Annotated in this window: 9 protein-coding genes; 5 read left to right on the top strand and 4 right to left on the bottom strand. The window is 72.6% G+C overall.

The annotated features are described in order from the left end of the window. Window positions 1–92: 92 nt before the first annotated feature. The 3 genes from ACFYNS_RS18810 (at window position 93) to cimA (ending at window position 5,000) form a co-directional block, all read left to right on the top strand. On the top strand, window positions 93–1,199 hold the full coding sequence (locus ACFYNS_RS18810) for a branched-chain amino acid aminotransferase (protein ID WP_075002459.1): 1,107 nt from the start codon (window positions 93–95) through the stop codon (window positions 1,197–1,199). 166 nt (window positions 1,200–1,365) lie between these two features. Continuing rightward, window positions 1,366–3,012, top strand: coding sequence for an alkaline phosphatase D family protein (locus ACFYNS_RS18815; protein ID WP_360301089.1), 1,647 nt, complete (start codon window positions 1,366–1,368; stop codon window positions 3,010–3,012). A gap of 329 nt (window positions 3,013–3,341) precedes the next feature. Next, window positions 3,342–5,000: a citramalate synthase gene (gene cimA / locus ACFYNS_RS18820; RefSeq protein ID WP_360301086.1), complete on the top strand. Its 1,659-nt coding sequence runs from the start codon at window positions 3,342–3,344 to the stop codon at window positions 4,998–5,000. Between the two features lie 18 nt (window positions 5,001–5,018). Here cimA and ACFYNS_RS18825 read toward each other — a convergent pair whose 3' ends face one another. From ACFYNS_RS18825 to ureB, 4 genes are all read right to left on the bottom strand, one after another. Then, window positions 5,019–5,657, bottom strand: coding sequence for a TetR/AcrR family transcriptional regulator (locus ACFYNS_RS18825; RefSeq protein ID WP_360301083.1), 639 nt, complete (start codon window positions 5,655–5,657; stop codon window positions 5,019–5,021). A gap of 136 nt (window positions 5,658–5,793) precedes the next feature. Beyond that, on the bottom strand, window positions 5,794–6,831 hold the full coding sequence (locus ACFYNS_RS18830) for an agmatine deiminase family protein (RefSeq protein ID WP_360301080.1): 1,038 nt from the start codon (window positions 6,829–6,831) through the stop codon (window positions 5,794–5,796). Between the two features lie 142 nt (window positions 6,832–6,973). Further along, window positions 6,974–8,689 (bottom strand): urease subunit alpha, encoded by a 1,716-nt coding sequence (locus ACFYNS_RS18835; protein WP_360301077.1) that lies wholly within the window; start codon window positions 8,687–8,689, stop codon window positions 6,974–6,976. Then, window positions 8,686–9,483 (bottom strand): urease subunit beta, encoded by a 798-nt coding sequence (gene ureB, locus ACFYNS_RS18840; RefSeq protein WP_388603949.1) that lies wholly within the window; start codon window positions 9,481–9,483, stop codon window positions 8,686–8,688. Before ureB ends, ACFYNS_RS18835 begins: the two co-directional genes overlap by 4 nt. A 181-nt stretch (window positions 9,484–9,664) precedes the next feature. On the opposite strand from ureB, the gene ACFYNS_RS18845 reads away from it, so the two are divergent. Next, complete coding sequence (locus tag ACFYNS_RS18845) at window positions 9,665–11,161, top strand: cytosine permease (RefSeq protein WP_388603951.1); 1,497 nt, start codon at window positions 9,665–9,667, stop codon at window positions 11,159–11,161. Window positions 11,162–11,408: 247 nt separating this feature from the next. Continuing rightward, window positions 11,409–13,031 (top strand): acyl-CoA carboxylase subunit beta, encoded by a 1,623-nt coding sequence (locus ACFYNS_RS18850; RefSeq protein WP_360297164.1) that lies wholly within the window; start codon window positions 11,409–11,411, stop codon window positions 13,029–13,031. Window positions 13,032–13,064: the final 33 nt, after the last annotated feature.

The raw sequence follows: 13,064 nt of genomic DNA on the forward strand, positions 1-13,064 counted from the left end.
CGACTGCGCCGCGAGGGCAGCCGCACCGGAGGCCCGTACCGGTGGGGAGCCCGGCCGCGGGGTCCGCAACGACACGAGCTAAGGACGCGGACATGACGACCCCCCGTATCGCATTCGACCTCGAACCGACCGCCGAGCCGCTCGGTGCCGCCGAGCGGGAGGCGGTGCTGGCGAACCCCGGTTTCGGGCGGTACTTCACCGACCACATGGTGACCATCGAGTGGACCGAGGACCGCGGCTGGCACGACGCGCGTCTGCAGCCCTACGCTCCGCTGTCGATCGACCCTGCCAACATGACGCTGCACTACGCGCAGTCGATCTTCGAGGGGCTGAAGGCGTACCGGCAGCCCGACGGCTCGGTGAAGGTCTTCCGGCCGGACGCCAACGCCCGCCGCTTCCAGCGCAGCGCCCGCCGGCTGGCGATGCCCCAGTTGCCCGTGGAGACCTTCGTCGAGGCGTGCGACCTGCTGGTGGGTCAGGACAGTGCGTGGGTGCCCGGCGGGGGCGAGGCGTCCCTCTACCTGCGGCCGTTCCTGTTCGCCACCGAGGTCGGGCTGGGGGTGCGGCCCGCGAACCGGTACACGTTCATGGTCATCGCGTCCCCGGCGGGCGCCTACTTCCCCGGCGGCGTCGAGCCCGTCTCGGTGTGGCTCTCCGAGGAGTACGTGCGTGCGGCGCCGGGCGGGACGGGCGAGGCCAAGTGCGCGGGCAACTACGCCGCCTCGCTGGTCGCCCAGGCGGAGGCCGCCGAGCACGGCTGCGACCAGGTGGTCTGGCTGGACGCGGTGGAGCGCCGCTACGTCGAGGAGATGGGGGGCATGAACCTCTACTTCGTCCAGGGCTCCGGCGCCGGCGCGCGGATCGTGACCCCGGAGCTGACCGGCACGCTGCTCCCGGGCATCACCCGCGACTCGCTGCTGCAGATCGCCGCCGACCTCGGGTACGCGACGGGGGAGGTGCGGCTGACGACCGACGCGTGGCGTGCGGGCAACGCCGACGGCTCGATCAGCGAGGTGTTCGCCTGCGGGACCGCCGCGGTGATCACGCCGGTCGGTCAGGTGAAGTCGGCGCGCGGCGAGTGGAAGGTCGGCGACGGCGGCGCCGGGGAGATCACGATGCGGCTCCGGGAGGCACTGCTGGCGGTCCAGACCGGCCAGGCGGAGGACACGCACGGCTGGATGCACACCCTCGGTTCCTGACGGGTAGGTCCTCGCGGACATCGTGGGGCGTGTCACGGTAAGCCCGGAACCGACCTGACGTACATGTACCTGACATGCAGGGGTCGAACTTCCGTAGCTGAAGGGCCTTTTGGCAGCGCTGTCATGACGATGTCATCGACCGCCTCCAGGGAGGGCCGAGATCCAGATGCCGCGTCCCCAGCCGACCCAGCAGGATCAGGACAGCCAGCAGGAGATCAGACGAGCGGCGGCGGCGCTGGGCCGCCGCCGTTTGCTGACCGTCACGGGCGCCGCCGCGGTGCTCGCCTTCACCACCGACCTGCCCGGCAGCGCGCAGGCGGCCGAGGCGGACGCGCGGACCGCTGTCCGTGCCGACCCCTTCACCCTGGGCGTCGCCTCCGGCGACCCGCAGCCCGGCTCCGTCGTGCTGTGGACGCGCCTCGCGCCGGAGCCCTACGAGCCCGGCAGCGGCCTGCCGAAGGCGCGGATCCCCGTCCGCTGGGAGCTGTCCCACGACCGCCGCTTCCGCCGGGTCGTGCGCCGCGGCACGGCCCTCGCGCACCCCGAGCTGAACCACGCCGTGCACGTGGAGGCCGCGGGCCTGGGCGCCGATCGCGTGTACTACTACCGCTTCCGGGCGGGGAAGTGGCTCAGCCCGGTGGGCCGCACCCGCACCGCACCGGCTCCCGGCGCCGACATCGGCGAACTCAGGCTGGCCGCCGTCTCCTGCCAGGCGTACCACCACGGCTACTTCACCGCCCACCGGCACCTCGCCGAGGAGGACGTGGACCTGGTCTTCCACCTCGGCGACTACCTGTACGAGTACGCCGTCGACGCGCACGGCGGCGCCCGCGGGTACACCGACCGGGAGCTGCCCTCCCGCTTCGACCGCGAGACGGTCTCGCTGGAGGAGTACCGGCTGCGGTACGCGCTCTACAAGTCGGACCCCGACCTGCAGGCGGCACACGCGGCGCACCCCTTCCTGGTCACCTGGGACGACCACGAGACGGAGAACAACTACGCGGACGACGTCCCCGAGGACGGCGGCTCCTCGGAGGAGTTCCTGGTGCGCCGGGCGGCCGCCTACCGCGCCTACTGGGAGAACCTGCCGCTGCGCCGGCCCCAGCGGCCCAGGGGCCCGGACATGCGCCTCTATCGCAGGCTGCGGTTCGGCAGGCTGGCGCAGTTCGACATCCTCGACACCCGGCAGTACCGCTCGGACCAGGCCTACGGCGACGGCTGGCACCACCCGGGCCCGGAGTCGACGGACCCGGCCCGCACCATGGTCGGCGCCGCGCAGGAGCGCTGGCTGCTCGACGGGTGGCGCAGCTCGGACACCGTCTGGAATCTCGTTCCGCAGCAGGTCACCTTCTCCGAGCGGCGCAGCAACAGCACGTCCGCCTACAAGGTCAGCATGGACGCCTGGGACGGTGCCCCGGCCTCCCGTGACCGGCTGCTGGCGGGCGCCGAGGCGGCCGGGGTGGAGAACCTGATGGTGCTCACCGGGGACGTGCACAAGGGGTACGCCTACGACATCAAGCGGGACTTCGGCGACCAGGACTCCCGCACGGTGGGGACCGAGATCGTGGCCACCTCCGTCACCAGCGGCAAGGACGGCGAGGACCGGCCGTCCAACTGGGAGACCTATCTGGCGGCCAACCCGCACATGAAGTTCTACAACGGGCACCGGGGCTATGTGACCGTGCGGCTGGACAAGCGGCAGGCACGGGCGGACTTCCGCACGGTCGCCGTCGTCACCGAGCCGGGATCGCCGGTGCGCACTGCCGCCTCCTTCGTGACCCGGGTCGGCGAGCAGGGCCTGCACGAGGTGTGAGCGGGCGGAGCCGACCGCCTGAGCGGCGGGTTTTCGCATCGTGAGACGGGAGAGGGTGCGGGGGTCGGGTTGTGCGAGACTTCCTCCGTGCCCTCGTTCGTCATGATTATTGGCAGCAGGCGCGCCGGTCCGCAGTGACCGACTGCCGTGGAACGACCCGTACGGCAGCGGACACCGTGCCCCAGACCCGCGCGCAGACCTCTCGCACCCGCGAGGGGTTTTTTCGTTTTCCGGCCCACCTCAGCCGGAGCGGACGGCGCGAGGGATGATGGGGGCAAGTGGAGCGCTTCCTTCCGGAACCACTGAATCCAGCCCAGGAGCCACCAGCCATGACCTCCGACGCGGCAGGCGCCGCAGCAGCCACCGGCAGCCCGACGGGACCGCAGCCCCCGGACGACGGTTTCCACGTCTTCGACACCACTCTGCGCGACGGCGCGCAGCGCGAGGGCATCAACCTGACCGTCGCCGACAAGCTGACCATCGCCCGCCACCTCGACGAGTACGGGGTGGGCTTCATCGAGGGCGGCTGGCCGGGCGCCAACCCGCGCGACACCGAGTTCTTCGCCCGCGCCCCCGAGGAGATCGACTTCCGGCACGCACAGCTCGTCGCCTTCGGCTCCACCCGCAGGGCCGGCGTCCCAGCCCAGATCGATCCCCAGGTCCAGGCGCTGCTGGACGCGAAGGCGCCGGTGGTCACGCTCGTGGCGAAGGCCCACGACCGGCATGTGGAGCTGGCGCTGCGCACCACGCTGGAGGAGAACCTGTCGATGATCGCCGAGACGGTCGGCCATCTGCGGGAGCACGGCCGCCGCGTCTTCGTCGACTGCGAGCACTTCTTCGACGGCTACCAGGCCAACCCCCGCTACGCCGAGCAGGTCGTGCGCACCGCGTACGAGGCGGGCGCCGAGGTGGTCGTCCTCTGCGACACCAACGGCGGCATGATCCCCGCGCAGATCCAGGCAGTCGTCCGCACCGTGGGGGCCGACACCGGGGCCCGGCTGGGCATCCACGCGCAGGACGACACCGGCTGCGCGGTCGCCAACACCCTGGCCGCCGTCGACGGCGGCGCAACCCACGTGCAATGCACCGCCAACGGCTACGGCGAACGCGTCGGAAACGCCAACCTCTTCCCCGTCGTCGCCGCGCTGGAGCTCAAGTACGGCAGGCGCGTGCTGCCCGAGGGCGCGCTCGCCGAGACCACCCGCGTCTCGCACGCCATCGCCGAGGTCGTCAACCTGACCCCCTCCACCCACCAGCCCTACGTCGGCACCTCCGCCTTCGCCCACAAGGGCGGACTGCACGCCTCCGCCATCAAGATCGATCCCGACCTATACCAGCACATCGACCCCGAACTCGTCGGCAACACCATGCGGATGCTCGTCTCCGACATGGCCGGGCGCGCCTCCGTCGAGCTCAAGGGCAAGGAGCTGGGCTACGACCTGAGCGGCGACCGGGAACTGGTCGGCCGGGTGGTCGAGCGGGTCAAGGAGCAGGAACTCAAGGGCTACACCTACGAAGCCGCCGACGCCTCCTTCGAACTGCTGCTCAGGGACGAGGTGCACGGCGGCGCCGCGGGCACCGCGCCGCGGTTCTTCCGGGCCGAGTCCTGGCGCGCCATCGTCGAGCAGCGGCCCGACGGCATGCAGGTCAACGAGGCGACGGTGAAGCTGTGGGCCAAGGGCGAGCGCATCGTCGTCACCGGCGAGGGCAACGGCCCCGTCGACGCGCTGGACCGGGCCCTGCGGGCCGGACTGGAGCGCATCCACCCCGCGCTGGCACGGTTGAACCTGGTCGACTACAAGGTCCGCATCCTGGAGGGCGCGCACGGCACCTCCTCCACCACCCGGGTGCTGCTGTCGATGAGCGACGGCAGCGGGGAGTGGACGACGGTCGGCGTGGGCGACAACGTCATCGCCGCCTCCTGGCAGGCCCTGGACGACGGCTACACCTACGGGCTGCTGCGCGCCGGGGCCGAGGCGCACGACTGACCGCGCCCGACGCCGCCGTCAGCCGGCCGCGGGGGTCAGGGACTGGTCGAAGTGGTCGCGGACGTGGCCCAGGACCAGCTCCCTGTCCACCCCCGGCAGGCCCACCACCAGATGGGTGCCGAAGCCGTCCAGGAGGGCCCGGGTGCGGGTGGCGAAGCGGTCCGCGTCGACCGCGGCGAACTCGCCCCGGCCCGCGCCCTCCACCAGCAGCGCCACCAGGTCCCGATGCCAGCTCAGCTCCAGTTCGAGCTGACGGGCGCGCATCTCGTCGTCACCGGACTGGGATCGGTTCCACACCTCCAGCCACAGCGCCCAGTGCGGGTCGCGGTGGCCCTCGGGCAGATAGAGCGCCACCAGCGCGTCCAGCCGCTCGCGCGCGGGCACCCGGCGGGCGAGAGCGGCCCGCCGCGCCGAGCCCAGCTGCTCCTCGCTCCACTGCAGGGTCTGCAGCAGCAACTCGTCCTTGGTCTTGAAGTAATAGACGAGATGACCGCTGCTCATACCGACCTCGCGGCCGAGCGCGGCCATCGTCAGCCGGTCCAGGCCGCGTTCGGCGATCATCTCCATGGCGGTGGCCAGGAGCTGCTCCCGGGGCTGGGCAGCCCGCCGCCTGCCCCCGTCGGGGCGCTCGCGGTTGCCTCCGGTCCGTGCGACCACCCCGTGCTCCTCCCTCGGACTGTGCGCCCGGCGGCGCCGGTCGGCGCTGCGGCGCCCTCGGCTGCCGACCGTTCAGCCTAACCGGGCCCGACCCCGCCGGTGCCGGGCCCGCGACCCCTGCCGCCGCGCGGCCGGCTCAGACCCGCGGCTGCTGCTGGGTGATGCAGTGCACGCCGCCCCCGGCGGCGAAGACGGTGCGCGCGTCCACCAGCGTGACCGTGCGCCGCGGGAACAGGCGGCGGAAGATCCCGGCGGCGTGCTCGTCGCGCGGATCGCCGAACCCGCACAGCACGACCCCGCCGTTGCACAGATAGTGGTTGACGTAGCTGTAGTCGACCGGTTCGCCGTCCGCCGTGTGCGTCACCGTCGGCGCGGGCAGCTCGACGACCTCCAGCCGCCTGCCCCGCGCGTCGGTGGCCGACCGCAGCAGCTTGACCGTCTCGGCGCACAGCTCGTGGTCGGGGTGCGCCGGGTCGGGCTGGGTGTGGGCCACCACCACGCCCGGCGCGGCGAACGCGGCCACCAGATCCACATGCCCGCGGGTGCCGTAGGTGCCGTAGTCGGCGGTCAGCCCGCGGGGCAGCCAGATCGCCTTGCGGGTGCCCAGCCGCGCGTGCACCTCCGCCTCGACCTCCTCGTGCGTCCAGCCCGGATTGCGCTCGGGGCCCAGTTGCACGGTCTCGGTGAGCAGGACCGTCCCCGCGCCGTCCACGTGGATGCCGCCGCCCTCGTTCACCAGCCGCGAGCTGTGCACCGCGGCGCCCGCGCGCCCGGCCACGGCCGCGCCGATCTGCGCGTCCCGCTCCCACCGGGCCCAGGACTGGGCGCCCCAGCCGTTGAACGTCCAGTCCACGGCTGCCAGCCGGCCGCCCTGGGTGACGAACGTCGGCCCGATGTCCCGCATCCACGCGTCGTCCAGCGGCTCGGCGACCACCTCGATGTCCGGGCCGAGCTGCTGCCGTGCCGCCGTCGCGTCGGCGGGCGAGGCGACCATCGTGACCGGCTCGAAGCGGCGCACGGCGCGGGCCACCGACGCCCAGGCGGCGCGTGCCTCGGCCAGCACCGCCGGGTCCTCGAAGGTCGGGTTGGCGCCCGGCCAGGCCATCCAGGTGCGCTCGTGCGGCGCCCACTCGGGCGGCATGACAGGGGCGGCGGCGGACGTGGGGGTGCTCATGGAGGCAGCTTCCTTGCGGGGGTCGGCGGTCGGTCCCTGCCGCGGGTGCGGCCAGGGCGGCCGGGGCTGTCGGGGTGCTGTCGGGGCGGGGGTGCTGTCGGGAAGGGGCGGACGAGGGACCGGGGGAGGCGCGGCGGGAGGGTCAGAGGAAGTAGAGGCGGTTGAGCGAGACCCGCTCGGCCGGGTCGGAGCGCAGCGGCTCACCGTCCAGCGTCACCAGCCCGCTGTGCTGGTCGACCTCGACCGAGCCCAGTCGCGCGTTGTGCACCAGGTCGGCCGGACCGATCCCGCGGGTGCCCCGCACGGCGACCCGGCGACGGCGGGTCGGCAGGGTGTCCGCGCCGCGTTCGGCCGCGGCCGCGGAGACGAAGGCGACGGACAGCTCGGCGGGCGCCGCGCCGTAGGCCCCGAACTGCGGTCCCAGCACCAGCGGTTCACTGGTGTCGGTCGCCGCGTTGGGGTCGCCGGTGACACCCCAGGCGGGGAAGCCGGACTTGAGGACGAGCTGCGGCTTGGCGCCGAAGTAGGCGGGGTGCCACAGCACGATGTCCGCCATCTTGCCCGGCTCCAGCGAGCCGATCTCGTGCGCGAGGCCGTGCGCCAGGGCCGGGTTGAGGGTGAGCTTGGCGATGTAGCGCAGCACGCGCGCGTTGTCATCGGCGCCATCGGCCTCGCCGGTGCCGGGGATCGCCGCGCAGTCCTCCAGCGGTCCGCGCTCCGCCTTGAGCTTGGCCGCCATCTGGAAGGTGCGCCGCACGGTCTCGCCCGCGCGTCCCATGCCCTGCGCGTCGGAGGAGGTGATGCCGATGGCGCCCAGGTCGTGCAGGACGTCCTCGGCGCCCATGGTGCCCGCGCGGATCCGGTCGCGGGCCATGGCCGCGTCGCCGGGCAGGTCCGTCTTCAGGTCGTGCACCGAGACGATCATGCCGTAGTGCTCGGCGACCGCGTCCCGGCCGAAGGGCAGCGTGGGATTGGTCGAGGAGCCGATGACGTTGGGCACGCCCGCCATCCGCAGCACGTTCGGGACGTGGCCGCCGCCGCAGCCCTCGATGTGGAACGCGTGGATGGTGCGCCCCTCCAGCACGGCGAGGGTGTCCTCGACGGCCAGCGCCTCGTTCAGCCCGTCGCTGTGCAGCGCGACCTGGACGTCGTACTCCTCGGCCACCCGCAGCGCGGTGTCCAGCGCCCGGTGGTGCGCCCCCATGTCCTCGTGCACCTTGAAGCCGCAGGCGCCGCCCTCGGCCAGCGCCTCCACCAGCGGCGCGGGATGCGAGGAGGAGCCGCGGCCCAGGAAGCCGATGTTGACCGGCCAGGCGTCGAACGCGGAGAAGGCGTGCCGCAGCGCCCAGGGCGAGTTGACCCCCACACCCCACACCGGGCCGAACTCCTGGCCGATGACGGTCGTGGTGCCGGAGGACAGGGACGCCTCCATGATGCGCGGGGAGAGCAGGTGGACATGGGTGTCCACGGCGCCCGCCGTGGCGATCAGCCCCTCGCCGGAGACGATCGAGGTGCCGGTGCCCACGACGACGTCCACACCGTCGACGGTGTCCGGGTTGCCCGCCCGTCCGATCGCGTGGATCCGGCCTTCCCGGATCCCGATCGACACCTTCCGGATGCCCTGCACGGCGTCGATCACCAGCACGTTGCTGATCACCACGTCGCAGGTCTCGCGGACGGCGGCCGCCTTGAGATGCAGCCCGTCCCGGGCCGTCTTGCCGAACCCGGCCAGGAACTCGTCCCCCGGCTGCTGGGAGTCGGACTCGACGCGGACGACGAGTCCGGTGTCGCCCAGCCGCACCCGGTCGCCCTTCCGCGGTCCGTGCACCGCCGCGTACTCGCGTGCGTCCCCGCTCATGCCTCTCCCTCCTCGTGGCGCGCGTCCGAGTCGGCCGCGCCCAGATATCCGCAGGCCGCCGCGCGCCGCAGCGCCTCCGCGCGGGCCCCGGGTGCGTCCAGCGGCCCGTCCACCAGGCCGGCGAAACCGATGGCGATCCGGTCACCGCTCAGCGGCACCAGCCCCACCGTGCGGGTGCTGCCCGGATCGAAGCGCACCGAGGAGCCGGCCGGTACCGCGAGCCGCATGCCGTAGGCGGCGGCACGGTCGAACTCCAGCCGGGGGTTGGCTTCGAAGAAGTGGAAGTGCGAGGTCACGCTGACCGGCACCGCCGCGGTGTTGCGCACGGTCAGCGACAGCGTGGCCGGACGCGGCGCGTAGTCCGCGTCGGTGCCCTCGTCCGGCCCGGCGGGCAGTACGGCGCCGGGGCCCGCGTGCGCGTCCGCTGTGTGCGGGGCTCCGGTGCTGTGCCCGGCGACGTCATCGGTGTCACCGGCGTCGCCGGAGCCGGGGGAGCGGAGGGGGAAGGGGAGCACTGCCAGCCGGGAGCCGCCCTCGAAGACGGCCTCCACCTGGATCTCGGTCAGCACGTCGGCCACGCCGGGCAGCACGTCCTCGGGGCCCAGCGCGGCGCGGCCGGCCGCGATGGCCTCGGCGAGCCGGAGCCCGTCGCGGGCCGCCTCGCAGACGGTGTCCGCGATCAGCGCCGTGGCCTCCGGCACGTTCAGCCGCAGCCCTCGGGCCCGTCTGGCCCGCGCCAGCTCGGCCGTGCCGAAGATCAGCAGGCGGTCTCGTTCGGTCGGACCCAGCCGCACGCTCTCCCACCTTCCGGTCGTGGTGCATGACGCCGGTCGTACAGGACGTCACGTGTGTGCAGCCAGCATTTAGAGCAGCACTCAAATAGTCAAGTCTCTGCATCGACCATTGACCGCACGGCTCGCGATGTATCAGATTGAGCGCTGCTCAAACCAATGCCAGGACCCTCCAGGGAGCACCATGCAGATCGAGCAGCACGGCGTCGATGTCATCCCCGAAGCGGAACGCACCAGCAGTCCCCGCGACATCGTGAGCTTCCTCATCGGATCGAATCTGGCGCTCGGCGTCGTCATCTTCGGCTGGCTGCCGGTCTCCTTCGGACTCGGCTTCTGGCCCGCCGTCACCTCGCTGGTGGCCGGAACCCTGGTCGGCACGGTGCTGGTCGCCCCGCTCGCGCTGGTCTCGCTGCGCACCGCGACCAACCTCTCGACCAGCAGCGGCGCCCAGTTCGGGGTGCGCGGCAGACTGCTGGGCTCCGCGATCGGGCTGCTGCTCTCGCTCGGCTACACCGCGCTCACCCTGTGGGTCGGCGGCGACGCCATGGTCGGCTCACTCGCCCGGCTCTTCGGCCTGCCGGACTCGGCGGCCGGATACGCGCTCGTCTACGCAGTGCTCGCCGTGTGCACCGCCGGGTGCGCCGTCTACGGCTACAAGCTGCTGCTGCGGCTGAGCCGCGTCCTCGCCCTCGGCATGACCGCGCTGCTGATCGTCGGGGCGTTCGCCTACGCGCCGCACTTCACCACCCAGGCGCCCGCCGGGACCTCGTACCTGCTCGGCGACTTCTGGACGACCTGGCTGCTGTCGGTCGTGGCGGCCGGACTCAGCGGCCCGATCGCCTTCATCACGCTGCTGGGCGACTACACCCGCTACATGTCGCCGGCCCGGCACTCCTCCCGCCGGGTCTACCTCACCACCTGCGTCGGACTGGTCGCCGGACTGCTGATCCCCCAGCTCTTCGGCACCTTCACCGCGGTCGCCGTCGGTGCGGCCACCGACTACGCGGGACCGCTCGTGCGGGAGGCGCCGTTCTGGTTCCTGGTGCCGCTGCTCCTCGCGGCCTCGTTCGGCTCGGTGGGCAATGCCGGGCTGATGCTCTACTCGATGGGGCTCGACCTGGACGCCATCCTCCCCCGCACCACCCGCACCCGCGCCACCTACACCGTGGCGGCCCTGGCGACCGCCCTCGTCTTCCTCGGCCACTTCGTCTGGGACGCGCAGGACGCGATGACCTCGTTCGTGCTGCTGCTCACCGCCGTGGGTACCCCCTGGGCGGTGATCGTCCTGATCGGGCACGTGCGCTGCCGGGGGAGCTACGACGCGGAGGCGCTGCAGGTCCTCAACCGGCGCTCGGTGGGCGGCCGCTACTGGTACACCGCGGGCTGGCACCTGCGTGCCACGCTGGCCTGGGCCGTCGGTTCCGCTGTCGGACTGCTGGCCGTCGACACGCCTCTCTACACCGGCCCGCTCGTCCCGCACCTGGGCGGGTTCGACCTCAGCTTCCTCCTCTCGGCCGCCGTCTCGGCCACCGCGTTCCTCCTCCTGGCGGGGGGCCGAGCGGCGGCCGGCCCCGGCACCGCGGCCCCCGGCACCGCCGCCCCCGGTGGGCCGTCCGCTGTGGGAGCGCCGGGAGCGACCGCGCGTGGCCGGGCACCCTCGGCGGCCGCGCCGCGGCCCTGACCTGGCCCCGCTGGGCCCGCCGCCGGGCCGCCCGGGCCGCTCGGGGGCGCCCGGCGGCCCGGGAGGGCGCAGAACCGCCGGTCGGAAGCTGTGGAGACCCCACAGCCCGCCACGCCGAGCATGGGAGAGTTCCCTGTTCACCGGCCACGCTCCGGCAAGGTTCTGTCCAGCGCTGCCATGAAAACGCCACGGAGACTGTACGAATCTGACGACGGTGATCGGCGCCCGGGTTTCGTAGGGTCTATACATGACCGATCTGTCCCAGCCGTCGCCCCAGGCCGAACAGGCCCCGCCCGGTTCGCCCGGTTCCGTTCCGGCGCAGGACACGCGGGGCCGTGTCGCCGAGCTGCACGCGATCCGTGCGCAGGTGCACCGAGGCCCCAGCGAGCGGGCGACCGAGGCCCAGCACGCGAAAGGCAAGCTGACCGCCCGCGAGCGGATCGAACTGCTCCTGGACGAGGGCAGCTTCCGCGAGATCGAGCCGCTGCGCCGGCACCGCGCCACCGGCTTCGGCCTGGAGGAGAAGAAGCCCTACACCGACGGTGTGATCACCGGCTGGGGCACGGTGCACGGCCGGACCGTCTTCGTCTACGCGCACGACTTCCGGATCTTCGGCGGCGCGCTGGGCGAGGCCCACGCCACCAAGATCCACAAGCTGATGGACAAGGCCATCGCGGCAGGCGCCCCGCTGGTCTCCCTCAACGACGGTGCCGGGGCCCGCATCCAGGAGGGCGTCGCGGCACTGGCCGGCTACGGCGGCATCTTCCAGCGCAACACCAAGGCGTCCGGGGTCATCCCGCAGATCAGCGTGATGCTCGGCCCGTGTGCGGGTGGCGCCGCCTACAGCCCGGCGCTGACCGACTTCGTCTTCATGGTCCGCGACACCTCGCAGATGTTCATCACCGGGCCCGACGTGGTGCAGGCGGTGACCGGGGCCGAGGTGAGCCAGGACGGCCTGGGCGGCGCCGATGTGCACGCGGCGACCTCCGGCGTGGCGCACTTCGCCTACGACGACGAGGAGACCTGCCTGGAGGAGGTGCGCTACCTCCTCTCGCTGCTGCCGCAGAACAACCGTGAGAACCCGCCCGCCGAGCCCACGGACGACCCCGCCGACCGGCGCGGTGAAGCCCTGCTGGACCTGGTGCCCGCCGACGGCAACCGCCCGTACGACATGCGCAAGGTGATCGAGGAACTCGTCGACGACGGCGACTTCCTGGAGGTGCACGAGCGTTGGGCGACCAACATCATCTGCACCCTGTCGCGGATGGACGGCGAAGTCGTCGGCATCGTCGCCAATCAGCCGCAGTCGCTCGCCGGCGTGCTGGACATCGAGGCCAGTGAGAAGGCCGCCCGCTTCGTGCAGATGTGCGACGCCTTCAACATCCCGATCCTCACCCTGCTGGACGTCCCGGGCTTCCTCCCCGGCGTCGACCAGGAACACGGCGGCATCATCCGGCACGGGGCCAAGCTGCTGTACGCCTACTGCAACGCCACCGTGCCGCGTATCTCCGTCGTCCTGCGCAAGGCGTACGGCGGGGCCTACATCGTGATGGACAGCCAGTCCATCGGCGCGGATCTGACGTTCGCCTGGCCGACCAACGAGATCGCGGTGATGGGCGCCGAGGGCGCCGCCAACGTCATCTTCCGCAAGCAGATCGCCGCGGCCGACGACCCCGAGGCCATGCGCACCCGCATGGTCAAGGAGTACAAGGCCGAGCTGATGCACCCCTACTACGCCGCCGAACGCGGCCTGGTGGACGACGTCATCGACCCGGTCGAGACCCGCGAGGTCCTCGTGCGGTCCCTGGCGATGCTGCGCAGCAAGCACGCAGACCTGCCGTCGCGCAAGCACGGCAACCCCCCGCAGTGACACCGCGGGCGCCGGTGCACACCGCCGCGGCGC

Origin of the sequence: Streptomyces sp. NPDC006925 (assembly GCF_042869575.1) — a bacterium.
In the GTDB taxonomy this organism is placed as follows: domain Bacteria; phylum Actinomycetota; class Actinomycetes; order Streptomycetales; family Streptomycetaceae; genus Streptomyces.

Excerpts from the sequence above, each read along its gene's own strand:
- ACFYNS_RS18850 (WP_360297164.1), top strand. The coding sequence starts at position 11,409 with ATGACCGATCTGTCCCAGCCGTCGCCCCAGGCCGAACAGGCCCCGCCC.
- ACFYNS_RS18815 (WP_360301089.1), top strand. The coding sequence starts at position 1,366 with ATGCCGCGTCCCCAGCCGACCCAGCAGGATCAGGACAGCCAGCAGGAG.
- ACFYNS_RS18835 (WP_360301077.1), bottom strand. The coding sequence starts at position 8,689 with ATGAGCGGGGACGCACGCGAGTACGCGGCGGTGCACGGACCGCGGAAG.
- ACFYNS_RS18845 (WP_388603951.1), top strand. The coding sequence starts at position 9,665 with ATGCAGATCGAGCAGCACGGCGTCGATGTCATCCCCGAAGCGGAACGC.
- ACFYNS_RS18810 (WP_075002459.1), top strand. The coding sequence starts at position 93 with ATGACGACCCCCCGTATCGCATTCGACCTCGAACCGACCGCCGAGCCG.
- ACFYNS_RS18830 (WP_360301080.1), bottom strand. The coding sequence starts at position 6,831 with ATGAGCACCCCCACGTCCGCCGCCGCCCCTGTCATGCCGCCCGAGTGG.
- cimA (WP_360301086.1), top strand. The coding sequence starts at position 3,342 with ATGACCTCCGACGCGGCAGGCGCCGCAGCAGCCACCGGCAGCCCGACG.